Below are 24,256 nucleotides of genomic sequence, written 5' to 3' on the forward strand. Positions count from 1 at the left end.
GAGCAAAGCTTCGAAGCCAGCGCGCGCGCCGGCGGAAGCAGACCGGTGAGGTGGTCCTTCCAAAAGAAGGGCTTCTTTGCATTCGCAGCTATGCGCGCTCTATCCAAACATGCCATTCCTAGTAACGATAAAAGAACGGACGCGAACAGAAAGGCAAAGGACTATGAGCGATCCTGAACGGATAAAGCTGCTTGAGAAAGCACTGATAAAATATGTTGAGCTATACGGGTTTATAGATGAAGCGCGTGAGTATTACATACGCAATGCAGACGGAAAAGTGGCGGCATCTGAGCAAAAACATTGAGCGCTACCATGTAGAAATCTGCTAAACAACACAGCGAAACCGTGTGCTCAAGTCTTCCACTGCACGGAATGCGTCGCTCAAACTGGTGGAGAGCTTTGCACAAGCGGACTGCGCTTTGCGACATATGCGGGTCAGTCATCCTCTTTCAGCATATGCGCGATAGATTGAAGGATGACTGCGTTTGTATTGATATCGCTATAGGTTTTGCTTGGCTCTCCGGTCCTTTGGTTGATGCTGGATGCAAAGCCATTAGAGGTCTTGGCCTTGTCTCTTACGACGGTGAGCAGCCTGTCGCAAAACGGATGGTCCTTATACGCGGACCACAAGTAGGCCGCTTTTGAGCTGATCGAGAGATGCTCATCACGGAAGGCCTTCGTGCGATGAGCGTCTAAGCCTGCCACTGTGTCAGTGGCCCAAGCGCGCCCCTGCGCATCAAATTGCAACCCTTGGTACAAGAACCAGGGTGCGTTGTTGATAGGCCCTTCTGAGACGCAGATGAGCCTTCCGGTTTCCTCATGCTCTTCGATTTGAGCGGCCAACAAGACATCAGCGAGATACGCTGATTCAGGAGACATGCCGAACTCTAGCGCTTCCATCAGCAGAGGTTCCGCCCCAAGAGGCCCAATGCGCCCGCAGACTTCCAGCAAGGCCATCTGACCATCAGGGCTGCTTTTGCCTTGGAACACTTCGTAGGGTGATTTCACTTCAATCCCCCAGGTCCGAAAGGCCCAGGCGGCATAATGTGCGCAATGTGACCTAAAGGTCGTTTCGAGTATGCCGTCCTCTACGGAGTAGACGACTCCATTCTGAACGATGTCTTTCAGGTCCCAACTTGCCACGGTGGGCGCCGCGCGATCTTTTACCAAAGGGTGCAGATCGAGGTTGTACAAAGCCGCCAGCAGCCGTCCGGCATCACAGCCATCAAAGTTTCGGTTGCCCCATTTGAACTTGTCAGTTGCAATCCATCCTTGGGGCAACAGCCGCCCTTGGGAGCGTCGGCCAGCAATGTTGGGCAAAATACGCCCGATCGCCCTTTGGAACTTCTGGGGCGAGATGAGTTCAAGGTCTACCGCCGCTATGAGTGCAAAGATATGGCTGCCCACATCCCACATTGTCACGGTTTCATGCAACCTTTGGTGGCCAGCAGCAAAGTTCACGGTGGCGGGGCAAAGGCCTGTTTTCGGATTGGTCCATCGGTCGAAATACGACCAGGCAACCTTGGCATCCGCCAGCAATTGGGTGCGGTTTTCGGCACTTGGATCAACGGGCGTTTTTGATAGTTGCGCCTGATAGGTCTGCGCTCTGCGAAAATGCGTGATGTAGGGACCCGTGGGAACGAGGCGCTTTACATAGTCTGGCAGTGATACGATCCGGGAAATGCCGTCATTCTCGATCGCGTATAGAGCGTTTTTGAAAACACGCCTGTAGGATTGATTCTGCAAAAGCTCCGTGGAAACAGCGAGGACACAGTCCGTCGTTCCAAGGGACCTTTCCAAGGTTTCCTTTGCTGATCCGACATCTTGAAGGCGCACTGTCGGCAGGCCCAAGATGTTCTTTGAGTTTAGCCCTGCCTTGGTTTTCTCGGTAAGTTCAGCTGCGATTCCATAGCCGTCATCGGCGGGAGCCTGAGAGGACAAATGCTGCCCTTTGTCGAAGAGCGCGACAGCATCCAAGGATCCAGAGGAAGGTTTTCCCTCCTTCAAAGAAATCCAGTACCCCAAAGCGGCGTCTGAGGCTGCGTCGGGCCCAGAGCTTGAGGGCAGTCCTTCAGCCTCCAGTTCGCGCTGGAAATTAGCTAAGGCGGCTTGGTCTTCTGCTGTCGCATTCCGCCCCACGACAAAATGCAGCGCTACATGTCTTTTATAGGCATAGGCGTCCCGAAACTGGAGATCGGAAGCAAGGATGGGGCTGACCCAGTGGTCGCCCGTCTGGGCCAAAACGTGGGCAGCAAATGCAGAGGCTGCGGACCCAAGCCCTGCTAGGGGGATGGTCAAGAAGTCTTGCGCAGAAAGGTAGAGGACGCGTTCCACCGCCCGGGGCTGGGGGAAACTATAGGCTTTCCGCGCAGGCTGCAGTTGTACGCGCTGACCACCGACCAGTCTGACAACACCGTCATCCCAAGCCTCAGGCCTGACTTCACGGCTCACCTGAGGGCGCATCAAGACATTACGAATGCCAGAAGCCCGAACGCCCGAGGGAGCCACAGTTGTGGGCATCATATCGCAGGCGATGGTTTGGCTTTCGTCTGCATAGGGGGGGTGTTCCGTGGTGCCCCACACAGCGGCGTGCAAAGCGCGGCGCGTGTCGTGAACCGCACGCGCTTGGAAATAGGGGGTCATGCCCGCAAGGTTTTTCACCATGGGCACGATCTGAAGCAAACCGGGTGTTCTTTGCAGCCGTGTTCTTAGAGCTTGCGAAAGCGCACTGCCTGGCTCCAAGGGCCCTGCGTTGAGGGGGGCTAGGTCAACCAGACAACTCACAGGCAACCCTTTGCGGGCAAAGGCATCCAGAACAATCGCGATGCGCTCAGGATCGGTGGTGGTATCCACATTGTCGATTATGACGAGGGTGTTTTGAGGGGTGGCGGCCGCGCCACGACCTAGGGACGGATGCGCAAGCAAAAGCGGTGCTGCGGTGCCCCACCTTAAAAAAGTTCGGCGCTCGATCATGTCAGCTTTGCTTGATCAAAGTGAAAGCCCACGCGCGTCATCCGCCCCCAATTGGTCAAAGATCCCGTTACTGCCCGCCAGAGCGCCCGGATGACTGAAACATACAAGACCTGACGGTAGAAGATCCGCTGCACCGGAAGCAAAAGCAACAAGCGCCGATCCTCTGTAGGGTCCAATCGAAAGGCGATGACGGCACTCGCGATTTCCAATGCCGGCAGGGCCAGATAGGCGATGATTAAAGGATTGGTTATGACGCTTGCGAAATCCTGATCCGTCGCGCCAATGTTTGTAAAAAACTCTATCACCAGGAGCACCAGAAACAGGTCTGCCAAGGGCGCGATAAGCGGCATCAAATACCCAAAAACCACCAAATCCGGTAAGGCTACGAGACCTAAGTTGCGACGCTCAACCGTCGCACCGAGATGTTTCCAGCCAGCTTGCATCATACCGAGCGACCAGCGCAGCCGCTGCGTCATCAATGCACTGAGAGACCTTGGCGTTTCGGTTGTTGCAACCGCGCGATCTTCATAGATTACCTGATAGTCTGACCGTATCATCGCCATCGTCATGTCGGCGTCTTCTGTAAGCGTTTCAGTGGAGAAAATGCCCGCTTCCATTAGAGCTGTCGTGCGCCACGCCCCAATCGCTCCGGGTACAACGGTGATGGCATTAAGATATTCTTTGGCCCGGCGCTCAACAGCTTGGGCCGTGATATATTCAAGCGCTTGGAGGCGGGTGAGAAGGTTGTCTCGATTGCCCACAACCACCCGACCGGCCACGGCCCCTACTTTGGGGTCTTTGAAGTGCGCGGCCAGCAGGCTCACGGCGTCAGGAGCAATTTGGGAATCTGCATCAATGCAGATCAAGATTTCACTTTGTGCTTCATCAAGTGCGGCATTGAGCGCCGCAGCCTTGCCGCGGTTGGGCTGTCTGAGGACGGTCACCAGCGGGTGATACGCAAAGCTGATCGCTTTCTCGTAGGTGTCATCGGTCGATCCGTCGTCCACCACGATGATATCAAAATCTCCATACTCAGAGTAGAGGGCTTTGCGGATGCATTTTTCAATCACGCGCGCCTCATTGTAGGCAGGGATCACGATTGTGACCGAGGGCTCGTGCTTTGAAAGGGGCGGTGCATGGCGCCGGCGCCTTGCCGCCCAGAAAAGAAGACTGATTGAGCGGCAAATGCCGATTGCGAACACGGTCCAGAAAGCAATCTGGAGAAGAGACCAGCTGTTGCCCACGGCCAGAAAGGACATGCTGCCGAAGGTGGATGTCACGCGATCTCCATCTGGCATCAGCATGTCTGGTGAAACCCCTAGAAGGTCAGCAAGGGTGGTAAAGGTGTAGCCTTTGAGCCGCAATTCAGAGATCACCCGCGGGAGAGCCGCAACGGTCTGGCTCTGATCCCCGCCCCCATCATGGAGCAGCACGACGCCCCCGGCATTGAGCTCTACCTGCCTGATGATCTCATCTGCCAGCTCATCGGCGGTTTGAGTGATCCAGTCGCGCGGCACGACGTCCATCCCGGCAATGATGTATCCCGCATCCTCAAGGGGAAGAAGAGATGCGACTTCCTTGGATGTGATAGGGCCGCCGCTGCGCATATAGGGTTCGCGATAGAGCCGCATGTTTTTGCCAGTTATGCCGTTGATTAACAACTGCGTAGAGTTGACTTCAACCCGGGCCCGGGAGGCGGAGACCTCTCCCATATTTGGGTGTGAATAGGTATGCGAGCCCAGCTCATGGCCTTCCGCAAGAATGCGTTTTATTAAATCCGGGGCGGCGATCGCGCTGTTGCCCAAAACAAAAAATGCGCCGGGCGTTTGGGTTTCGCGCAAAATATCCAAAGCGGCAGGGGTGTGCTGAGGATGGGGGCCATCATCAAAGGTCAGAACCACCTTATTAAGCGCGCCAGCGCCGTAAAGCCGCACGGCCCCTGCCCGCGGCAACTCGCTATAACTTACAGAAGTGACTTCATGGGTGGTGGGGTCAATCAGCACGGTACGTTTGCCTACACGTGGCATGGAAATCGGCGCGACAAAGGGGCCTTCCCCGAAAAGCTCAACGTAGTCTGATAGAACGATGTTTTTGAGGCTTTCGCCGGAGAGTGCCGTGTCGCGCGTGGTCTGGTCGAGAACCGCCCAAATTCCTGGGTCTTCATACCCGAGCCCACTGAGACCGATTGCGGCAATACCTTTATTTTGCAACGTGAGAATTTGATTTTGCGTTGAAGCGGCGTCAAGCATCCAAACCCGGTGCTGCATTCCCTTGGCATCTATATAGCTTGCCCGGGTGTTTCCGGCCTGAGGGGTAAACTCTGTATTCCCTCCCTCTTCCGCGAGCGCAGACATGGTTTGCGCAAAGGACTGGATTTCCGGCCGAGGTTGGCCTGAGACCCAATCGACGGTGTGGGTCCCCAACTCAATGACCAGCTTCTCAGGTGCTACATGCTCTTGGAGGGACGTCACATGCGCTTCAAACCACTTCTTATCTGCCAGTGGCTGAGGTGCGGAGCCGATCCAATACTCCTGGTAGCCATTGACGATGACCGTATCAAAGAACCGGTTCGCTAGGACCAAAAGACTGTTCGGGGTGCTGCTTGGAAGCTTCACGCAAGATGTAAGGCCCTGCGTGCTTAATGCAGTCGCTACTTGTCGACCTAAGGTGCTGAAGGTTTCGATAGTCAAAGGGACCAAAGGGCTTGCGTCTAGGCAATACCCCGTCACGGCATCATCTTGAGAGGGGCGGTCAAAGAAATCTGACAGAACCGTTGCCACTTGCGTGGACCCGTTCGGGGCCGTCAAAAACCTTGTTGCGGTGGCGTCCAGCTGAAGCAGAGGCATGATGCCCACTCTGGGGCTCTTTTCAACATACTCCAGCAGCGGATCACGGGTGCCTGAGCTTACGCCAACAACTTGTGCCTCCCCCTCGGCCACCGTGATATGAAACCAGGTGGGCAAGACCACATGAAGGGTATCACAGCTTTGTCGGAGAGATTTTGCCGCCCAAGGGAGCTTGGCAGGGACAACCGCATAAACCTTTTGCCTTTGCGCCGGGGCATCACCTGTCAAACATTGGTATCTCAGACCTTCTTGCCGCGCATAAAGCTCTATCGCTGCAAGGTTTGGCAGTTCATTGCCCTCCTGCATGGGGAGACGTCGCGGATTAGACCGCATGCTTTGCTCTTTTAACACGCTGATAGGTTCAGGCAGTGCCGCTTCCAAGCCGCCATCCGAGCCCACCGTCATGGCAAAAAGCATCAGCCAAACAATAGCGCCAAGGGCGACAGTCCCGACAGATAAAAGAACACGCGTTTTCCTTCGGCGGCTAGGGTCCAGAAAGACGCGATCTGACAGCCCACGGCTGGTGCGAGGCGCATGGTACCCCCGCTCACCCCCCGCTGTTTTGTCAGCGCTTTTCTTTGGCCGCCCAATATTACGCATTTACGCCTTCGCATCTACAACCTGTCGTATAGGAGCGTTTGCGGCGTAGCACTGAAGTCCGGCGCTAAAGCAGGAGCGGGCGGGTCAGAGTGTAAAAGTTAAAGAAGCACAACCGAGTTAGGCGCTATCCTGATTAACTTGCGCTCACCTATATATCATCGGCGCGCACGAACCCGTTCGAAATCCAAATACTTTATGTGGCTGCAAAGCCTATACTGCGTCGATTATAAATGAAGGCAGAAGTATGTCATCTCATTGCCCAATTTATGCCCATTTTGCAATCTTGGGTTGATCTATTGTTTCTCTTTATTGAACGCTGACGCAAAGAAAGCCGGATTGGTCATTTGAAGACTAAAAAGTAGGCCAGCCAAAAGTTTAGCAGTCAGGCGATTCGCACCTCCCTATGGCAGATGACCGCTCATTTTTGGCCACAAGATTTAAGAATCCTTGACGACAATACCCTCTTGAAACAACATAGGATCAATCGTGTTCCCTACAGCACACGGTTGCCCAGTAACGGCTGCAACTTCGGTTGTAGCCGTTTTTTTATTTCTTTCAGGTAGGCGCTCTTTTTCAGGGCCCACAATGATCTGCCTTGAATTTTTTAGGTCTCGATGTGGATTACTTCAAACCCGCTTGCACCAGCCGTGCCCGAGTTTTTCCCGCGAAGACGACAGTAGAAGACTACCGCTCACCGAGGCCTTATATTCCAAGCTTCTTTTTGAGCCCGGCGACTTCATCTTGGTATATGTAGCCGCGGGTTAAGCTTGCGTCCCCCTTAACGGGCCACCATTCTGACTGTCCTGGATAGCTGCGCCAGACGCGGTCAAAACGGTCAACCACATGCTGGATGCAGCTTTTTTCTCCCGGAGAGCTGCCGGCGCGACCGTTATTGGGCCAGTACCATGTAAGGTTGTGACACATGCGCCCGTAGCTATCGACGGTCCATGTGCCCGCGCCCAGGCTGTCGCTGCTCTGCGCGCACCAGGCCCGAGCTTGATTGTTCGGACCAAAATAAATGCCGCCGTCACAGTCTGCGTCCCATTGTTCGGTTTTGCCAATATAAGCTGCAATGACTTGGCTGGGTGCGGGGGTCTGTGCCTTGTAAGGCAAAGGATCGGCCATCGCGCCGACCGGAAGAGCCGCGATGAGACAACAAGCAAGCCAAGATCTTCGACCAAACATGGGAGAACCCTTTCCACAGAAGGAACCGTAAATGCTATGCTCAGCGGATTTATGGTCTCATGTCAATATTTATCCCTCAGGCTTTTTGCCCGAACAATCTTGCATATGATGCGTGCTTAGCGAACTGAAAACGAGCATAAGCCCTGCCCTTTCAGTACTTGTGAAAATCACAAACGCGATACCTAAAGCATTAAATCTACTAACATAACTTGAACAGATGATATCGCATGCATATTAAACTCCATTAGAGGCTCAGCTCGAAAGAAAAATGGAAACCATATATGATCGATAAAAGTGAACTGAAGACAATGTCTCGCAAAGAGCTCGAAAAGCTTTTGAATGATGTCCAAAAAGCGTTAGCATCTGCAATAGCGAAGGATCATCGTGAGGCAAAGAAGGCTGCTTCCAAAGCAGCTGCTGAGTTTGGCTTTTCGCTAGGTGAAATTGCAGAACTCGCAAGCCCGGTGCCCGCGAAGACAAAGCGCAAAGCAAAAGCTGCTAAAAAGCCGTCGAAACCCGTCTTTTCCAATCCTGCCGATAAGACGCAAACTTGGACTGGAAAAGGACGGCAGCCCAACTGGTACCGCGATCAGATTACCGCAGGAACCGCGCCTGAGACAATGCGCATTGCAGACTAATGAAGCTTTGGCCCTCGCGACTGCGAGGGTCTTCATCCCTTTACTAGCCATATTTTCAGGCTTGGACCCTGTTTCCTGAACAAGTAGACAAAAGCTTGTTCAAGGGACGGCGTCGACACGCACCCGCGCCCACTTGATCGCATCTGGATCTTGTTCGGCAAGGCCGTTGAGTAAAAAGTTGGCGCGCTCTGCGATATATTTTTCCATGTCTTGGATGTAATGCTTCGCACCGTCATCCATCGCCATGATTTCTTCAGCGGCTTGAGGCAGCAGAGCGAGAGCCGTTCGGCAAAGCTTCACTACCCGCCGGAGGATCAAGCTAGGATTTAGCCCGACAAGCGCAGCTTCGCGCTGCCAATGCCGGCCTTTGACATGATCCCCGTCCCATCCCGCCGCAAGCCCCGGAGGTTTTGCCAGTCGTTAGCATAGGTCAGGGTCGCTCCAGTCTCATCTGGCTTGATTTCGGCCACTTCCCGGCTCTCGTAGAAGATCATCACTTCAATCCTCCAACGGTGGAAGGTCGTCGGGATTTATTTCAGGGAGTTCTTCTTTCGGCGTTATGCTTTGCGCCTGCACAATAACAGGTTCGATACCCAGAAAGCGCGCAATCCTCAGCGCGGGTCCGATCCGAAGGGTGGGCTTGCCGCCTTCCGTCTCGATGACATAGCGTCGACAAACTCCGGTGCTGTTAACCACACCTTCCTAACGTAAACCTAGCGCCTTGCGTTGGCTACGAACCATTTCGCCATAAAGGCGGGCCTCCTCGACCCCCATAAGCTCCGGGACCAAAAGTTTTGACGTTGGGGGGCCGGCTGCTCACTGCAACTCCGCATGATCGGCGGCCCTTAAAGGAGATGGTCCCGATCGGTTACTTAGGAGTGTTCTCGCTTGGGTTTGCGAGCAAATGGTACCGATCGGGAACATATAAATCGATATCAGTTTCCAGACCCGAAATGAACGTACCGGATGTCAGCAACCTTTCTGGATAGGGCTAAGGCTCTTTGGCGAGAAGTGACAAAGGCACTCGCACTTTTAGGCGACAACTGCTTCATACGCTGCTTTGTTGATCCGAAAGCTACAGACCCCGCATTCCAGTGGGCGATCCAACCCTGAGTTGCCATATTGTTGTCATTTTTATAGCCAGTTTTGTTTTACCGGCATATCCTTTTGATTACGTGGCGATTCTCCCGCGTGGGTTGCACGAGAATTGCCTGATAAGGTTATTCTATTTAGGAGTTTCAACATGGACCAACTTACGGTTGGGGACATCCGCCCCCTACTTACGCTCGCGGCGAACAGCCCCCTATTAGACGACTCTGAAGGCATTGCTTCTCAACTGCGGGAAATTCTTATTAGTCTTGGAGTGACAATTACCCCAGAGCTTGATGAGTCCCTGACTTTGATTGAGGCCAACCCGGTTCTCGTTTCGGCAGGAGTTGAAGAACTTCGGAGCGCAATTGAGAACTTGCCGGACGAAACTTTGCTGAGTGACGTCGAAGGGTTTGGAACGGCAGAACCTGGCGATGGCGTCGGAGTCACGCAAGATCAAAATGGAAATGACATCCAAACGTTCAAACTGCCCTTTAGTGGGACACAAATATCGGTTGAGGATGACGGTGTCACAATCACCTTACCGGGTGAAGCGCCTCAGAAACTTGTAGGCTTGGAGCGCCTTGAGTTTACCGATGGCACGTTGTTCTTGGATATCGAGGATGGCGCAGGCTTGGTTAAAGCTGCCTATGATGCTCTGCTTGGCAACAGCCAACCGGATGCTGCTGGTTTCGACTTTTGGCTCAATCTCTATGAGGGAGGCGCAATCGACACCTTTGCTCTGACAAATGCATTCACGCAAACAGATGCTTTTGCTCAACAATATGGCGCAGTGCTGAATAATGCTGAGGCCTTGGTTCAATCTATCTACAATAACCTATTTGATCGAGAAGCGGATGCAGCAGGTCTGACATTCTGGAAAGAATACCTCGATGTAAACGGGGTTGCCGATACGGTCGATGAGGCCCTTGCCTATATGATGCAGTCGGATGAGTTCGCAGGGTTGGTCGGAACCACCTATTCTGACGGTGTTTTCGTCTAAAGCCAATTAGTCGAGATGGCAGGTTGAGCGCTGGCATCTCGACAGCGCATTGAATTTAGATGCGAAATCTCGGTCCAATCTAAGAATTTTTTGATCGTATGCTGGGCGAAAAACTTGAAAATTTGAAAGATAAAACTGTGTCCTCGGCGCTTCGCTCAACGGATCATTTGGAAATTTTGTTTATGTAGGGCTTGTCAGAGCGCGGGCCTGTCCACCATCCTGAAACCCACATGGGGGCCAACCGTGAAGCGGCCGATACGACCTAGCAGGCCGCTCACCTAATAAAAGAGCAGCAGGATATTCATTGAAGGGGTTCACCCCTTCAATGGACATAAACAAAGGTGAACCATGAAGATTAAAGCTTCCTACATTGGGCTGCTGGCTGCAGCCTGCGTATTTTTGAGCGCGCCCCAAGACCTTCAGGCGTTTGAACTTTCCGACGGCAGCTATGAAACCGATCAGGACGGCGGCACAGGGACGCTGAAGGTTTTCCAGGGCCAGGCGGTGCTGCGTATTAAAGGGAAGGAGTGCTCTGGCGAAGTTGCAGGGGAATTGAGGCCCTTATCGGACGGACAACTTACCTTCAGTCAAAACCTAGACGGTAATCACTGCGCGCTTGTGCTACGCGATTCAACTCAGGGGCTGATAAAGATCATGCCTCAACAGAATTGCTCCAAGTTTAATGGCCCTACCTGCAGCTTTTTTGGGGTCGTTAAAAAGCACACGTTCATGCAGCACTGATATAATTTGTTGAAACGTACTTTGTCTAACTTCCCGAGGGTCAGCGCTCGGGGCTCAGCAAAACACAATGGGTGAGACTGATCGAAAAGGTTTGCAGGCGTACGACCACTGATCTTGGTGGTCGCTTAGGTCGAAATTAAGCACGCGCCTTACCCTACTACGCTACAAGACTGCGAAAAATGGCTAAAGCGGGCGATTTGATCCGAAGGCGCCCTGCCCTCGCACATCAGTCGGCACCAAACAGATCTCGGGTAAAAACCTTCTCGCTGACATCTTCAAGATCGGTATGACGGCGGTTTGCCACGATCACATCCGCCTGCATCTTGAATGCATCGAGATCTTCGATCACGGCGGACCCAAAGAAGCTGTCTTCCTGCAGCGCTGGTTCATAGACGATAACCTCGAGGCCCTTGGCTTTCAGTCGCTTCATGATCCCTTGCACCGAACTTTGACGGAAATTATCAGATCCGGTTTTCATCACCAGCCGGTAGATGCCGACTTTGCGCGGGCTTAACGCAAGGATCCGTTCGGCAACGAAGTCTTTGCGGGTGCGATTGGCCTCCACGATCGCGTGGATCAGATTTTGCGGAATATCCGAATAATTGGCCAACAACTGCTTTGTATCTTTGGGCAGGCAATAGCCCCCATACCCAAAAGAAGGGTTATTGTATTGCTGGCCAATGCGCGGATCGAGACAAGCGCCGTCGATGATCTGGCGTGTATCGAGCCCATTGGACAGCGCATAGCTGTCCATCTCGTTAAAATAGGCGACGCGCATGGCGAGGAAAGTATTGGCGAAAAGCTTTACTGCCTCAGCTTCGGCCGCGCCGGTGAAGAGTATAGGGATATCGCAAGTGCGCGCTGCTTCGGCCAGAAGCGCTGCAAAACGGCGCGCTCGAACACTGTCTTCGCCCACCACGATACGCGACGGGTGCAGGTTGTCATATAGAGCACGGCCCTCGCGCAGAAACTCGGGGCTGAAGATCAGCTGGTCGGTCTGAAGCTTTGCGCAAAGGGCTGCAGTATAGCCCACCGGCACGGTGGATTTGATGACAATGGTTGCCTTCGTGTTGAGAACCATGACTTCGCGCACCACCGCTTCGACACTGGACGTATCAAAGACGTTCGTCTGCGGATCGTAGTTCGTAGGCGTGGCGATGATGACGAACTCTGCCTCACTGTAAGCCTCTGCAGCAACAGTCGTGGCGCGCAGGCTTAAGGGTATTTCTGCCAGATAGCGTTCAATCTCGGGATCCACGATCGGTGAACGGCCCGCATTCACTTCTGCTACGCGATCCGGGTTCAGATCCACTGCCGTTACATCATTGTGCTGGGCCAGCAAAACGGCGTTGGACAGTCCTACATAGCCAATCCCGGCCACGGCAATTTTAGTCTTGGACATGCGAGGGCGCGCCTTTTCTACATCTCTTTGAGAGAAACTGATAAACCGTGACCCCCTCCTATGGAAACCCACTGTCTATGCACTTCATCGCTATGATCGTTAATGGGAATGTGAGGCTGATCTTGGGCACGCTCAAGGGCAGTATTGTGGAGGCGACCGCCGCGTTTCAGATAAGTCGTCACTTGCATCCCTAGCGGCTTCTGCGGCTTTGGCGCCCGGCAAACGGGGTACTCTCCTTGCGAAATGCCCTCTGCCCTCAGAAAAGCGGGCCCCTCCTTAGAGGGACATCATGCGCTGCGCACCCGAAACGGAAAAGCGATATCAACGCTGTAATGTTCCGCCTGGGCGTGCACGGTATAACCGTAAGCGCCGTCCTGCTTTTCTTTTCCCTCGAAGGCCCGGCCCGCCTGGCCCCTGTTCTTTGGCCCGCCCTCTATTTAAGGCAGCATCGTTTTGTGTCGCGCCCTATGGCGCTGCCGAGGGGTCGCAGTTGGCTTAACATCCTGAGTTCATAAAGGCAGGCCAGTTTGCGCGAAGCTGCAGGGCTTCCTCCGAAAGGATCAGCTGGCGTTGTCGATTGTGCATTCTTCCCAACAAAGTTGCGGTGCAAAGCGCATGCGGGTGGCGTGAGACATATTGATCTCGGAGGGGTTCAGCCCAACGTTTGCAATTGGTTCGTGGGTGAAGGACGTCTCCACCAGCACCACCCGGTCGCCGCCAGTCATCAAGGGTACACGGGCGCGCTGCTCGCCCTCAGAAAAGTCGCGGTTGCGCAGACCTGCCATTCCAACGCCTTGCGAGAAATCAACCCGTAACACGCGGCGGGCGAGATTTTCGCAATTCCTCGCACAGCGCAACTGGGTGACTCGCAACGAGACACCATCGCCATATCGCGTCAGATGCCCTGCAATCGACTGCAGGCCTTCGAGGTGATCTGCATCAATGGGCATGGTTTGTCGCGACAGGCTATCGGCAATGACGGCAGTTGCGTCTGTGGCGATCGCCCGGACTCGAAACATGTCCGTGAAGGCCAGCATCGCAAGAATTGACCAAACTAGGAGGGGCAACAGAATGACAAAGACAATTGTCTGGCTCCCGCTCTCGTCCTTGAAAAAGGAGAACATGGTTTTGTTCGCACGTTTCATCCGCGAGGTTCCGTTACAAAAGCAGTGGTAATGTGCACGCCATAGGCGCCGTCAGAGCCCGCCGGCAGTTCACGCCCCAGGCCGGTGCCCGGAAGAAGAGGCTCAAAAAGACGGCAAACGCGCATCAGCATTATATTATTCTGCTGGCCGGCGGTGAAGTTGTTTGCCGGGTCATAATCCTCGGATCGATCAACACAGAGCGCCGGGCCGGAAACGTTATCCCATTCGGCCACCGGCAGCGCACGCATCTCAATCCGAATGCCGTCCAGGCACCCGGCAGTAAAGGAAGACCGCTCGCAGATCAGGGATTTCATCTCTTCATAGCCTGGGGGATTGGCCGTGGACAGACGCACATCCCTCACGGCCAGATTGGTTGCGCGGCGCAACATGATTTCGCGGGCGCTCCAAAGGCCCGTTTCGAGCGCCAAAAAGAAGAAGTAGAGTACCAGCGGCACCAATAGGACGAACTCAATGGTTACACCGCCTTCTTCAGACGCTCGGAAGGAGCTTCTTTTGAACAATGAGGTCATTTCGTTAGCCTGAGCATGGAAATGGACGCGGCGATCATGTCAAAGGCAGTTTGGATTTCCAGCCCATCGACATCGAAGTAATGAGCTTCGGTAGAGGCACATTCTTTCAGAAGGTCGAGGGAGTTCTGGCTGTCGACATCCATCCCGATCGCGTAGATCACAATACCAGCTCTCTGCGCTGCAGCACAGATGTTACGGAGGCGCCGATCCTTCTCGTCTGTGCCAATCGTACTATGCATGTTCTGCCAGAAGCTCTGCAAACGGGAATTCCATGACCACCACGAGTTGCCCTGCCGCCCATACAGGTTGTAGCCATAATATTCTGGGGACATTTCGGCCCAGACTTCAGGCCAAGACAGATGCTTTTCCTCTAGTTGATTTGCATAGCGCTCCAGTCTCGGGTTGTCGCGCAATGTATGCTCATCCCACATGCGCTCCTCTTCAAAAGGATGCGTGGCGTAGAAATAGCGCTCGTTGTTGGGCCAACTCCCGTCATTTGTACCGTTCGTTTCCGGTGCATCAACGGTATAGAAGAGGTGTGAAGCGGTAGACGTCGTTCGAATGACCTTTGCATCCCCCGACGCATACTCAGGCTGAAGGCGATACTCATTGTCGTTTTTGCCATCCGTCATCAGCACCAAGACCTTCATGCTGTTCTCGGCGTCATGTGGGTGAGGGCGCTCACGGAACGAAGCATCAACCTGACCTGATGCAATCAGCGCCGAGACAGGGCCTCGGGCAGAAGGGTCCAGCAGAGCCAAGCCCCATTTTGCCCCCATATCAATCGACGTTGAACCTTCAGGTGTAAGCGCCGCGATCTGTCTCTTAAGATCACTAACCGATTTGGAGAGAGGTGTGATCGAAAAACCCCCATCATGTCGACAGACCCACTGCCCGCTGCGGGGATCGCTGGTGGACATCTGCTGAAACTGGAAATGGCCTGTGCGCTGGAGCTCGGTCCTGGGGCTGATTGCCAAGTCCGTATAATCATCGGCATTAAAATCGACACAATGCGAGTAGTCATGCTCCTGGGTCACGGTATACTGCTCAAGCAAGTCTTCTCCCGCATTCACTTTTGTCGAATAGGGGATGATCGAGATTGAAACCCGATCTTCCTCGGAATCGTTTAAGATCGTCTCGACGAAATCACTTGCAGCACCTTTAAGCAGGTCAATTTTGGCGCCACCGCCTCCCCGTGCGGACCAAGCCATAGACCCTGATACATCAAGCACGAGCGAGATCTCGATATCTTCCACCCGCTCGGTCGCCTGAGAGGAGATCACCATGTTAAACCTTTCGATGTCGAAAAACCGAAAGAAGTAAGTGTTGAGTCCGCCAAGGATTGAGGCTTCCACCGTTCGGCCAACCAAGATGCCACCGATCTTGTCTTCGCGGGCGTCTACGCTGACACGCGAGGTATCAAGACCGGCAGCAGACAGGTAGCTGTACACCACATCTTCGGGGTTTAACTCCTGTGAAAGGCTCGCAGCCGCAAGCACAGCATTATCGAGATGGGTCTGGAACGTGGTCCGTGTGCGCTCGTGATTGGCCAGATCGACAGCAAGACCGCCACCCACGGTCATCACTAGGAAAAGCATGATCATGAGGACCAGCATGCCGCCGTCCTCCTCCTTCCGGAACTGATCTAGTTTCTTGACCAACAATGTTTTTATAGCACTGCGCCCCATGGGGTTTCCTCTTCTGCGGAGGTTACAATTGTACAAAGAAACTGCTGTGTGTGACGGTCTCGATATAGTTCGGCGAGCAAGCTCTCAGCTGGATTGGCGATATGTCGCGACTGTACATTTTTTGCCTTACTCATCGAATCTCATGAATAAAAGACCCTGGAAAAGAAGCCTTTTTATGGCGACATCAAGCACTTACTGTGATGAGAACCTGTCAGCCGCATTCACGCAGCACAACGGAGTGTCGGCAGCCTTGAGCTAAGTTTCCCGATGTATTTCTAAACCGAAGAGGATTGCATCGCGCCTGCTCACTCTCATAGGGGATGCGGGCGGTGGCGTGTAAACAAGGTGGGCGGAGCCCGCCCAGAAGAAACGGAAACGTGGGACAGCGCCCCTTTCCTGCTCTTTACTCGGCAGGAACCGCGGACCTGCGACCCTCAGGCGATAAGATCAAATTGGGCCATGTCACTTTTGAAACCGATGGTGGAAATTGTGCCGCCATCATCAAACGACCAGCTTTTGGCGTAGATTTCATGCGCGCTGTCGTTTCCATCAAAGGCATCCATATGGATAAATATGATCTCTGTGGCCAAGTTGACGACTTTGATATTGCTATAGGTGTGTAGCAAGAAATCCAGGAAAACCCGCGCATCTTGATCAAAAGTCTCAAGGCCCTGGACGCCTTGGATCGGGCTTAGCGGATTTGGCACATCCTTTGCGTCTTCGAGGTTCCACAATTGAGTGAGTTCAGTTTCAGCAATTTTGTCGAGGCTGGTGATTTCGAAGCTCCCGAATGCTGCGTCAAAGCTCTGCAAAAAACTGATTTCTTTAGCGGTCTCAGAGGCGGCATCTGCAGAAGATGCCGGTGGGGCCTCTTTTACTTTCTTGGCGCTCTCTGAAACGTCATCGCGCGCCATAGAACTCGGGGATGCCTCCGGTACATGAGTGGAAAGAATTGCAATTTCAGCGCTATGCGTTGGTTGTACGATCTCAAAAGCCGCAGGCGTCTCTGCGGTCGTCTCCATAGTGGGCGTCTCGGCTGGCCCTTCTTCATCAGAGGGTGCCGTCGTATCGATCTGTCGCTGCTGCAGTTTGGTGATCTCCGAGGCCATCAAAAGGGCAGCTTCTTTTTCTTTAACTTGGGTGAGTGCTGCGGACAGGCTTGCCAAGCTTAGCTTTTGCAAGGCGCCATTCTCATCTACAACTTCAAGTGCATTGCTCGCAGGCAGGGGCAGGCCTGCGGCAAGAGCAACAAGGCTCAAGCTGGCTCCTACGACTTTAGCGCCGTGTCCAGAGAAGCCAAGAGCCAAACCTTCACGGCTGGAGGACGCGATTGCCCCCTGTTTTGTCAGGTCCTGGTCCGCGGGAAGCGGGGGCGTTTTTTGAGCAACGTACGGCAGCTCATCTGCGTGATCTGTCGCAGGGTCGATGTCGCCGACTGCGTTTTTTTCCACGGAAGTGGGTCCTGTGCCTTCAGCCTCTCCTGCAGCAATCATAGGGGTGGCTGCAATGAGCTCATCTGACATCAGATAGATCGACCACACCAATGCTGCCAAAGCTGCTGCGGGGTGTATGAAGACCACATCGCGGTTGCGCTTTGCGATCGAGACAACGTTTTGCCCCGGTTGTCCGGCTTGCGTCACCGGTTTCACACGGCGTGAGAATTCAGCAACCAGATCTTGCAAGCTGTCGCCTTTGATGGGGGCGTCCTGCATCTGACTGGAGACCATATAGGCCCCGTCAAAACGGCTGAAGTGCACCAGCACCTCGTCTTGGCTGTCTATGAAGATAAACCACGGGTCTCCTTCATCGGTGACCCCGCGATCCACTTGGGTCGTCACACCGGCCAGGGCCAGGATCCGTTGCGTGCGGTAAAGATCCGCCAACTCCTGGTTGGACCACCCTGTGACCGGTGCAGGCAGGCTGCTGGGCTGTTGGAGAAAGGAAACGTTGGTGTCAGCGTCAGAGTGGCCATCATCGATAGCCTCATCTTCTCGTACTCTGCCGTAGAGGTCTGACATCTTGAAGCTGCCGGGCGCATCCTCGGCCTCAGTCAGACCAGAGACGGCCAGAGCACTCGACCTAATAGACCGTGGAAACCGAATAACATCAGACATCAAGCAAATCCTTTGCGCCACCATATCATTTTGAGGGCAAAGTCCAAGGTGTTATAACTGCCAACTCTTCGAGACGCGCGGTTTGTGGAGAACCCGTTCAGATTAGTTTCTTTCTCAACCATTGCAGAGGCGTAGGCGGGGGAGCGACGGTGCTTCTTGTCTTCGCAAAACTGCCGGTGAAGGAGGGTTCATCAAAGTGGCCGTGCGTGGCAAGTCAGACCCCGCGCCCCTCCGCAACAGCGAGATCGCCCCCCGATGCCAGCCTTTTGTACGGCTAAAGAATGAACTTGGGGACCCTTAGCGCGTCCTGTATTTTGCAAAGAGACATCAATCTTTCGCGCGCGGGCCTGCTGCCAGCACCTGTAATGGCCATTTTGAAGGCCACGCCCTACGCCTCCATGCAGGCTAAGAAATGCGGCGGCTGGCGCCTTACGGCCTGACCTCTCCTGCCTCCATCCCGTCCCAATAATGGCTCCGGTCGGCATGGACGTGGATCATGATCATCCCCGGGGTGTCTATCCCTTCTTTAGACCAATACTCGAGTTCCGGCACCCAGTGCTCTTCAAAGGTTGCGCGAACGTCGATCAAGCTCGCATGGCCCTGCACGTGGACCATCGCGCCCGGTTTACCGACAAGCCCCATCACCCCGCCCGAACCTTGGAACGACAACCCAACACAGTTATTGCTCCTTAGGTCGCGGATTTTGCGGCTGTCTTAGTGGCTATAAAAGCAGCTCTGTCCTCGATACGGTGCTCTGGACGTGGCGCAAGACAACAATAAGTGGGCATTTTTCTCTGGTCGAAACGGTTGCTGTCAGGTGCAGACAGGACAGACTGATTTGCTGGCTACATTCATGGCGTTGTCTCAGGTCAAGAAAGACTTCCGCGAAGATCTGTCTGAAAATGGTTGCTTCCGTCGATGCGTCTGGTGCCGAAGAACTCACTCACAAGGGCGTACAGGCTGCCAATGAGCGTCTGGCCTAGTACATGGACACTGCACGCAAGAAGGCGACCGGTAATTATTCAACTTGTGGCGGATGAGGCCAGTCACGCCGACGAGAAGAACATCGGCATGATGCACCAGCGGTAGAATATTCTGCACGTTTGGAGTGCGGCCTACCAGATATTGGCCCCCATAGCTCTATGGGGTCAGGGTGCATCTACGGTTGGCACGGGCCCCCTCGGCCCGGTGGGGATATCCACTCGTGCCTCGCCATCGGGTCGGCGGTCCTCACTGCAGATGTCAGCGTCCGCGGGTGGGACGATAGACCGTCGTCGCGCCATATTGATATTGCGGCGCCACGACGAGGTCGACTCCCAGCTCCTCGGCGGCATGCCAAGGCCAGCGCGGATTGTTGAGAAAGCCGCGCCCGATCGCCACGAGGTCGGCCTGTTTCGTGGCGATGATCGCCTCGGCGTGCAGCGGTGCACGGATCATGCCCACCGCCATCGTCGAAATTCCGATCTCGCGGCGGATACGATCGGCCGTCGCTATCTGGTAACCCGGCCCAACCGGAATCTTCGTTATCGTGTTGCCCCCACTGGAGATGTCCACGAAGTCGCAGCCCCGCGCACGCAACGCGCGTGCAAAACCTACCGCCTCGTCCGGGGTGATCCCATCTTGCGTCCAGTCGGTACTGTTGAAGCGCACGCCTACGGGAATAGCTTCAGGGACGACCGCGCGCACCGCTTCGAACACCGTCAAAGGAAGCCGCATCCGGTTCTCAAGGGTTCCCCCCCAACCATCCTCGCGCCGGTTGGCTAACGGTGACAGAAACGAGGACAGTAGGTAGCCATGCGCGGCATGGATTTCGATTACTTGGAACCCTAAGCGTACAGCGCGGCGGGCAGAGGCGGCGAAATCATCGACCACATCGGCGATCTCGGCCTCGATCATTGCGCGTGGTGTCGGCCAACCATCGGCAAATGGAAGTGCCGATGGTGCCGGAACCTCCCAGCCGCCCTGTTCGGCGCCGACATGACCCGCGCCCTCCCACGGCTTCAAGGTCGAGCCCTTGCGCCCAGCATGACCGAGCTGGATGCCGATCACTAAGTCCGACACCGCCCGCGTCCTGGACAGCCTTTCGGCAATGGCGGCCTCCTGCGCGTCGTTCCAAAGGCCCAAGCAGCCCAGCGTGATTCGCGCCTCGGGTGAAACGCCCGTAGCCTCGACCATCAGAAGCCCGGCGCGGGACAGCGCCATCTGCCCCCAGTGCAGCGAGTGCCAATCCCCCGCCACGCCTTCAGCGGCGCTATACTGGCACATCGGCGCCACGACGATACGATTGGCAAGCTCGGTCTCGGCGAGGCGATAGGGCGAAAACAAGGTGGCGGTCATCTAGGAAAACCTCTGCTGGTGGGATGGCTGTGGTTGGTGCGCGTGGTGGCCCAACCGCCATCGACGTTCAGGGTGATGCCGCTGACGAACCGGGCATCTGATGAGCACAGGAAGGACACCGCGCCTGCCACATCCTCGGGCAAGCCCGGACCAGGCAGTGGGGTGCCGTGGATCATCAATTGACGATAGATAGGATCTTTGAGCAGACCCCGGGTCAGGTCGGTATTGATCAGCCCCGGCGCCACAGCGTTCACGCGGATACCATGCGGGCCGTAATCTCCAGCCATCTGCCGAGTCAGCCCTTCGAGCCCAGCCTTGGAAGCAGCATAGGCGGCAGTGGTGCGAAAGCCCAATTGGCCATAGACCGAGGCCATGTGCACGATGCTGCCCTCACCTTCGGAGATCATCGCGGGCAAGGCAGCGCGGCTCAACCGCATGGCGGCACCTAGATTGACGTCAAGGATCTGGGCCCAGCGGTCGTCCTCAGTCTCGCTTACCGATTGGGCTCCCCCGATCCCGGCGTTGTTTACCAGCACCGCCAGCGGGCCAAGACCGTCCGCGATGCGGCAAAGACGCTCGGGGGTCTCGGCGGCCGCGACATCGGCCACAACGTCGTGGCGATGCTCGGCGCTGTCCGCGAAATCTTGGAGATCGCAGGCCACGAGCGAGAAGCCGTCTGCCAGAAGGCGCGCAGCCACGGCCTGACCGATTCCGATGGCCGCACCGGTGACGATGGCGACAGGACGGGTCATGCCAGTCGTCCGCCATCAACGGGCAGCACAGCCCCCGTGGTGAAGCTCGCGGCGTCTGAGAGCAGCCAGAGCACGGCCTCGGCCACCTCGTCGGGGCGGCCGAGCCGGGACATGGGGTGCATCCCGATCAGACGATCTCGTCGACCCGCGGCATCAGGCCCAGCGGTACTGCGCTCAAACATCTTGCTGTCGATCGAACCGGGACAGACAGCGTTCACTCGGATGCCCTCGGCCGCGAGGGCTATCGACAGCGAGCGGGTCATCGAGATCACCGCCGTCTTAGACATGGCATAAATTCCCAGATGCGCCGAGCCCAACAGCCCGGCGGTCGAGGCGATATTAACGATAGCGCCATGGCCACGGGACGTGGCACGCATGGCGCGCACCGCCGCCTGGGCGCAGGCGAGTGAGCCGCGCACGTTGATCGCCATCACCTGGTCTAAAGAGGCGGGGTCCACCTCGTCCAGCGATCCGGTGGGACCTTCGATGCCCGCACTGTTGACCAGCCCGTGCAGCGGGCCGATCCGGGCAAAAGCCGCAGCAACGGCTTGGCTATCGGTGATGTCAAGCGCTTGCGCCGCGCCGCCGGTTTCCTGCGCCAGCGCTCGCGCCGCTACCCCGTCGAGATCAAACAGTACCGGCACCGCCCCTGCCGCCGCAAGACGATGGGCGGCGGCACGCCCCAACGCTCCGGCAGCACCGGTGATGGCGATCCGCCGCCCCGCCATGCTGGTCATTTTGGGTTTGCCTGGTCCCAGGCGCTGGCGACCTGGTGTCCGGTAGCGATCCACACGTCGCTTTGCGAGGTAATATGTTCGATCATTCGGTGCAGCAGCCGCAGCCGAGACGGGCGTCCGGTGAATTGCGGGTGCATTACCAGGTTAAACAACCCTCCCATTTCGTGAATTGCGTCGAACTCGTCGCGCCAAATCTGGAACACCTCGTCGTTGCTCCGGATCGGGCGCGGGGTCTGGATCGCGAAGATCATGTAGGGCGCGTCGTCAGACGACCAATGCCATGGCAGCTCGACCGGGCCGGGGCGACCGTCCTCCAGGGTATGCCGATAAGGCGTGACATCGGTCATCAGCGAACTGTCGTAAAGCAGTCCAAATTCCTCGATCAGCGAGATCAGATTGGGCGAGGTCTCTCCGGCCGGCGATCGGTAACCGGTGGGGGTGATGCCGGCCACCCGGTTCAGCGCCTCTAACCCCTTTTCGAAGGCCGCGCGCTCGTCTTCTGGTTTTGACGGGTCAATCCATTCGTGCAAATAGCCGTGATGCCCAACTTCGTGTCCAGCCTCGAGAATGGCGTGCATGCGGTCGGGATACTTCTCGGCGGTCCAGCCGGGGGTGTAGAAGGTCGCAGGAAGATCGTGATCCTTGAGCACCTTGAGGATTTCGGGCACGCCGCGCTGCGCTCCATAGATGCCCTGGGACAGCACGCCAGGTTTTTTCGCATTGGCCGGATCGCGTGAGAGCCACAGCGTTTCGGCGTCGAAATCGAAGGTGAGCATGGTGGCGCTTTTTGCCCCGTTCGGCCATATCATGTGATATCTCCTGTGTTGTATGTGCAATCTGCCCCCCTCCGTGCCTAGCTCGGAGGGAGGGCGGGGCCGATCAGTCGGCCAGCTTTGCTTTACGATAAGTCTCGTTCACGCCGATGGCCGAGACCACCGTATCTTCATAACGGGTATCTAGTAGGGTCGGAAAATCAACCTCGACCAGCCAAGCCATCGGCACCTCGTCGGTGAGGATCTGCTGCACTTTGGTATAGGCCGCTTGGCGCTCTTCGTCGGTGACACCCCGCGCGCCTTCAGCGAAGAGTTCGTCTACCTCGGGGTTGGAATATCCCGTGCAGTTGGAATAGGCGACGCCTTTGCGGATGTTCGAGGACACGAAAAAACGTGCCACCCCCAGTGCCGGATCGCCAAACTGGTAGGGATAGTTCGAGGTCATCTGGAACTCCCAGTTGGCATAGCGTTGTGTCCAAGAAGCCGGGTCCGAGGGCTCGATTTCGACGCGGACGCCGATCGCGGCCAACTGCTGCTGGACCATCTCGGCAAAGCGGGCCCAAGTCTCGCCCCAGGGCAGGCGCAGAAACTTAACCGTAGTGCGGATGCCGTCGTCGTCCGGCGTCAGGCCCATCTCGTCCAGCAGCGCGCGGGCGCGATCTAGGTTCAGGTCATAGACGGTGACGTCATCGGTATAATACCGGGTTCGGTTGCTGATCGGCCCGGTGGCCGGTTTGCCCAGCCCGAAAAAAATAGCGTCCGAGAACAACGACCGGTCGAGCGCGTGGTTGATTGCCTTACGGAACCGCACGTCGTTAAACGGGGCCACACGGGTATTGAACTCAATCCGTGCGACCGGCGCATAGAATTCATACCCGCGCGAAATCAGGTCGAGGTGCGACATCTGCGAAAGACGGGGCACGTCAAACAGCTCAATGTCGAAGAATTGCGATTGCTGCACTTGCCCCTGTTCCAGCGCTACCGCGCGCGCGCCGGCATCGGGCAGAATCGGAAAAATCAACTCGTCCAGATGCGGCTGGCCCACGCCGTGGTAGTCGGGGTTGCGCTCGAGCCGGATATACTGGCCGCGCCGCCATTCGGCGAGCTTGAAGGGGCCGGTGCCGATCGGGGACTCGTTATTGGGGTTGGTTCGGTAATCGGTGCCCTCATAGAGATGCGCCGGAATCATCGGCGCAGTTGACATCTCGAAGCCCATCAGAAACGGTCCAAAGGGCTGTTTCAGTGTGAACTGCACGCGATGATCGTCCAGTGCTTTGATGCTCTCACAATTCTCGAAGATCGCGCGGGCCCGCGGATGCACCTCCATTAGAAAATCGCCGCAGGTGAAGACCACGTCTCGGGCGGTGAAGGGCTTGCCATCGTGCCAGGTGGCGTTTTCGACCAGATTGAACGTATAGATCAGGCCGTCGTCGCTGATTTCCCAGCTTTCGGCCAGACCGGGCTGCGGGTTGAAGTCGAAATCAAAGGTCAGCAGGCTTTCATAGATCTTGCCCGCCACAGTCTGGGTCGAGCCGTTTTGATCCAGCCCGATAAACAGGGTCGGGGGTTCGGGAAAGGCGATGATGTTCATGCTCTTTCCGCTCTGGCTCTGGGCACGTAAAGCGCCGGGCACGAGCCCGGCGAGAGCAACTGCGGCGGTACTGCTTTGCAGCAGGCCTCGTCTGGTCAGTCTGGTCATGGTG

20 protein-coding genes are annotated in these 24,256 nt (G+C 55.8%); 4 read left to right on the forward strand and 16 right to left on the reverse strand.

The features are described from left to right. The first annotated feature begins 163 nt into the window (after nucleotides 1–163). Complete coding sequence (locus tag DSM14862_RS17860) at nucleotides 164–304, forward strand: hypothetical protein (protein ID WP_007121074.1); 141 nt, start codon at nucleotides 164–166, stop codon at nucleotides 302–304. A gap of 131 nt (nucleotides 305–435) precedes the next feature. On the opposite strand, the gene DSM14862_RS17865 is transcribed toward DSM14862_RS17860, so the two are convergent. The 3 genes from DSM14862_RS17865 to DSM14862_RS17875 form a co-directional block, all read right to left on the reverse strand. After that, nucleotides 436–2,973: a DUF3131 domain-containing protein gene (locus DSM14862_RS17865; RefSeq protein WP_007121073.1), complete on the reverse strand. Its 2,538-nt coding sequence runs from the start codon at nucleotides 2,971–2,973 to the stop codon at nucleotides 436–438. After that, nucleotides 2,970–6,236, reverse strand: a complete 3,267-nt coding sequence (locus DSM14862_RS17870) for a glycosyltransferase (RefSeq protein WP_007121072.1) — start codon at nucleotides 6,234–6,236, stop codon at nucleotides 2,970–2,972. The genes DSM14862_RS17865 and DSM14862_RS17870 overlap by 4 nt, the downstream gene beginning before the upstream one ends. 885 nt (nucleotides 6,237–7,121) lie before the next feature. After that, complete coding sequence (locus tag DSM14862_RS17875; RefSeq protein WP_007121070.1) at nucleotides 7,122–7,604, reverse strand: DUF995 domain-containing protein; 483 nt, start codon at nucleotides 7,602–7,604, stop codon at nucleotides 7,122–7,124. Nucleotides 7,605–7,885: 281 nt separating this feature from the next. Here DSM14862_RS17875 and DSM14862_RS17880 point away from each other — a divergent pair, with 281 nt between their 5' ends. Continuing rightward, nucleotides 7,886–8,242 (forward strand): H-NS histone family protein, encoded by a 357-nt coding sequence (locus DSM14862_RS17880; RefSeq protein WP_243254424.1) that lies wholly within the window; start codon nucleotides 7,886–7,888, stop codon nucleotides 8,240–8,242. Between the two features lie 99 nt (nucleotides 8,243–8,341). On the opposite strand, the gene DSM14862_RS17885 is transcribed toward DSM14862_RS17880, so the two are convergent. Further along, nucleotides 8,342–8,488: a hypothetical protein gene (locus tag DSM14862_RS17885; RefSeq protein WP_165481305.1), complete on the reverse strand. Its 147-nt coding sequence runs from the start codon at nucleotides 8,486–8,488 to the stop codon at nucleotides 8,342–8,344. 80 nt (nucleotides 8,489–8,568) lie between these two features. Further along, nucleotides 8,569–8,736, reverse strand: a complete 168-nt coding sequence (locus tag DSM14862_RS17890) for a hypothetical protein (protein ID WP_007121410.1) — start codon at nucleotides 8,734–8,736, stop codon at nucleotides 8,569–8,571. Nucleotides 8,737–9,485: 749 nt separating this feature from the next. Between DSM14862_RS17890 and DSM14862_RS17895 the strand changes: the two genes are divergently transcribed. Then, nucleotides 9,486–10,334, forward strand: a complete 849-nt coding sequence (locus DSM14862_RS17895) for a DUF4214 domain-containing protein (RefSeq protein ID WP_040702063.1) — start codon at nucleotides 9,486–9,488, stop codon at nucleotides 10,332–10,334. Between the two features lie 348 nt (nucleotides 10,335–10,682). Then, a complete protein-coding gene (locus tag DSM14862_RS17900; protein ID WP_007121407.1) occupies nucleotides 10,683–11,075 on the forward strand; it encodes a hypothetical protein in 393 nt (130 codons plus the stop codon). A gap of 226 nt (nucleotides 11,076–11,301) precedes the next feature. On the opposite strand, the gene DSM14862_RS17905 is transcribed toward DSM14862_RS17900, so the two are convergent. The 11 genes from DSM14862_RS17905 to DSM14862_RS17955 form a co-directional block, all read right to left on the reverse strand. After that, a complete protein-coding gene (locus DSM14862_RS17905) occupies nucleotides 11,302–12,477 on the reverse strand; it encodes a nucleotide sugar dehydrogenase (protein WP_007121406.1) in 1,176 nt (391 codons plus the stop codon). A gap of 560 nt (nucleotides 12,478–13,037) precedes the next feature. Continuing rightward, nucleotides 13,038–13,622, reverse strand: a complete 585-nt coding sequence (locus DSM14862_RS17910; protein ID WP_243254423.1) for a TadE/TadG family type IV pilus assembly protein — start codon at nucleotides 13,620–13,622, stop codon at nucleotides 13,038–13,040. Continuing rightward, entirely contained in the window at nucleotides 13,619–14,152 is a 534-nt protein-coding gene (locus DSM14862_RS17915; protein WP_007121541.1) for a TadE/TadG family type IV pilus assembly protein, read from the reverse strand. The genes DSM14862_RS17910 and DSM14862_RS17915 overlap by 4 nt, the downstream gene beginning before the upstream one ends. Then, complete coding sequence (locus DSM14862_RS17920; RefSeq protein ID WP_243254422.1) at nucleotides 14,149–15,840, reverse strand: VWA domain-containing protein; 1,692 nt, start codon at nucleotides 15,838–15,840, stop codon at nucleotides 14,149–14,151. Before DSM14862_RS17920 ends, DSM14862_RS17915 begins: the two co-directional genes overlap by 4 nt. 434 nt (nucleotides 15,841–16,274) lie before the next feature. Beyond that, nucleotides 16,275–17,858: a hypothetical protein gene (locus tag DSM14862_RS17925; protein WP_243254421.1), complete on the reverse strand. Its 1,584-nt coding sequence runs from the start codon at nucleotides 17,856–17,858 to the stop codon at nucleotides 16,275–16,277. A 525-nt stretch (nucleotides 17,859–18,383) separates the two neighbouring features. Next, nucleotides 18,384–18,656 carry a pyridoxamine 5'-phosphate oxidase family protein gene (locus DSM14862_RS17930; protein WP_322790853.1) on the reverse strand — a complete coding sequence of 91 codons (273 nt, stop codon included), beginning with the start codon at nucleotides 18,654–18,656 and terminating at the stop codon, nucleotides 18,384–18,386. Nucleotides 18,657–19,196: 540 nt separating this feature from the next. Further along, the gene (locus DSM14862_RS17935; protein WP_243254420.1) at nucleotides 19,197–20,291 is read right to left on the reverse strand and encodes an NADH:flavin oxidoreductase/NADH oxidase; all 1,095 of its coding nucleotides are present in this window, start codon (nucleotides 20,289–20,291) and stop codon (nucleotides 19,197–19,199) included. After that, nucleotides 20,288–21,043 (reverse strand): SDR family NAD(P)-dependent oxidoreductase, encoded by a 756-nt coding sequence (locus tag DSM14862_RS17940; protein WP_007121538.1) that lies wholly within the window; start codon nucleotides 21,041–21,043, stop codon nucleotides 20,288–20,290. Before DSM14862_RS17940 ends, DSM14862_RS17935 begins: the two co-directional genes overlap by 4 nt. Continuing rightward, a complete protein-coding gene (locus tag DSM14862_RS17945; protein WP_007121537.1) occupies nucleotides 21,040–21,780 on the reverse strand; it encodes an SDR family NAD(P)-dependent oxidoreductase in 741 nt (246 codons plus the stop codon). The genes DSM14862_RS17940 and DSM14862_RS17945 overlap by 4 nt, the downstream gene beginning before the upstream one ends. Continuing rightward, nucleotides 21,777–22,589, reverse strand: a complete 813-nt coding sequence (locus tag DSM14862_RS17950; RefSeq protein ID WP_243254419.1) for a polysaccharide deacetylase family protein — start codon at nucleotides 22,587–22,589, stop codon at nucleotides 21,777–21,779. Before DSM14862_RS17950 ends, DSM14862_RS17945 begins: the two co-directional genes overlap by 4 nt. A gap of 70 nt (nucleotides 22,590–22,659) precedes the next feature. Beyond that, entirely contained in the window at nucleotides 22,660–24,252 is a 1,593-nt protein-coding gene (locus DSM14862_RS17955) for an ABC transporter substrate-binding protein (protein ID WP_243254418.1), read from the reverse strand. Nucleotides 24,253–24,256 lie beyond the last annotated feature (4 nt).

The organism is Sulfitobacter indolifex, from assembly GCF_022788655.1.
GTDB classification, from domain to species: domain Bacteria; phylum Pseudomonadota; class Alphaproteobacteria; order Rhodobacterales; family Rhodobacteraceae; genus Sulfitobacter; species Sulfitobacter indolifex.

Excerpts from the sequence above, each read along its gene's own strand:
- DSM14862_RS17860 (WP_007121074.1), top strand. The coding sequence starts at position 164 with ATGAGCGATCCTGAACGGATAAAGCTGCTTGAGAAAGCACTGATAAAA.
- DSM14862_RS17865 (WP_007121073.1), bottom strand. The coding sequence starts at position 2,973 with ATGATCGAGCGCCGAACTTTTTTAAGGTGGGGCACCGCAGCACCGCTT.
- DSM14862_RS17870 (WP_007121072.1), bottom strand. The coding sequence starts at position 6,236 with ATGCTTTTTGCCATGACGGTGGGCTCGGATGGCGGCTTGGAAGCGGCA.
- DSM14862_RS17875 (WP_007121070.1), bottom strand. The coding sequence starts at position 7,604 with ATGTTTGGTCGAAGATCTTGGCTTGCTTGTTGTCTCATCGCGGCTCTT.
- DSM14862_RS17880 (WP_243254424.1), top strand. The coding sequence starts at position 7,886 with ATGATCGATAAAAGTGAACTGAAGACAATGTCTCGCAAAGAGCTCGAA.
- DSM14862_RS17885 (WP_165481305.1), bottom strand. The coding sequence starts at position 8,488 with ATGGCGATGGATGACGGTGCGAAGCATTACATCCAAGACATGGAAAAA.
- DSM14862_RS17890 (WP_007121410.1), bottom strand. The coding sequence starts at position 8,736 with ATGATCTTCTACGAGAGCCGGGAAGTGGCCGAAATCAAGCCAGATGAG.
- DSM14862_RS17895 (WP_040702063.1), top strand. The coding sequence starts at position 9,486 with ATGGACCAACTTACGGTTGGGGACATCCGCCCCCTACTTACGCTCGCG.
- DSM14862_RS17900 (WP_007121407.1), top strand. The coding sequence starts at position 10,683 with ATGAAGATTAAAGCTTCCTACATTGGGCTGCTGGCTGCAGCCTGCGTA.
- DSM14862_RS17905 (WP_007121406.1), bottom strand. The coding sequence starts at position 12,477 with ATGTCCAAGACTAAAATTGCCGTGGCCGGGATTGGCTATGTAGGACTG.
- DSM14862_RS17910 (WP_243254423.1), bottom strand. The coding sequence starts at position 13,622 with ATGAAACGTGCGAACAAAACCATGTTCTCCTTTTTCAAGGACGAGAGC.
- DSM14862_RS17915 (WP_007121541.1), bottom strand. The coding sequence starts at position 14,152 with ATGACCTCATTGTTCAAAAGAAGCTCCTTCCGAGCGTCTGAAGAAGGC.
- DSM14862_RS17920 (WP_243254422.1), bottom strand. The coding sequence starts at position 15,840 with ATGGGGCGCAGTGCTATAAAAACATTGTTGGTCAAGAAACTAGATCAG.
- DSM14862_RS17925 (WP_243254421.1), bottom strand. The coding sequence starts at position 17,858 with ATGTCAGACCTCTACGGCAGAGTACGAGAAGATGAGGCTATCGATGAT.
- DSM14862_RS17935 (WP_243254420.1), bottom strand. The coding sequence starts at position 20,291 with ATGACCGCCACCTTGTTTTCGCCCTATCGCCTCGCCGAGACCGAGCTT.
- DSM14862_RS17940 (WP_007121538.1), bottom strand. The coding sequence starts at position 21,043 with ATGACCCGTCCTGTCGCCATCGTCACCGGTGCGGCCATCGGAATCGGT.
- DSM14862_RS17945 (WP_007121537.1), bottom strand. The coding sequence starts at position 21,780 with ATGACCAGCATGGCGGGGCGGCGGATCGCCATCACCGGTGCTGCCGGA.
- DSM14862_RS17950 (WP_243254419.1), bottom strand. The coding sequence starts at position 22,589 with ATGATATGGCCGAACGGGGCAAAAAGCGCCACCATGCTCACCTTCGAT.
- DSM14862_RS17955 (WP_243254418.1), bottom strand. The coding sequence starts at position 24,252 with ATGACCAGACTGACCAGACGAGGCCTGCTGCAAAGCAGTACCGCCGCA.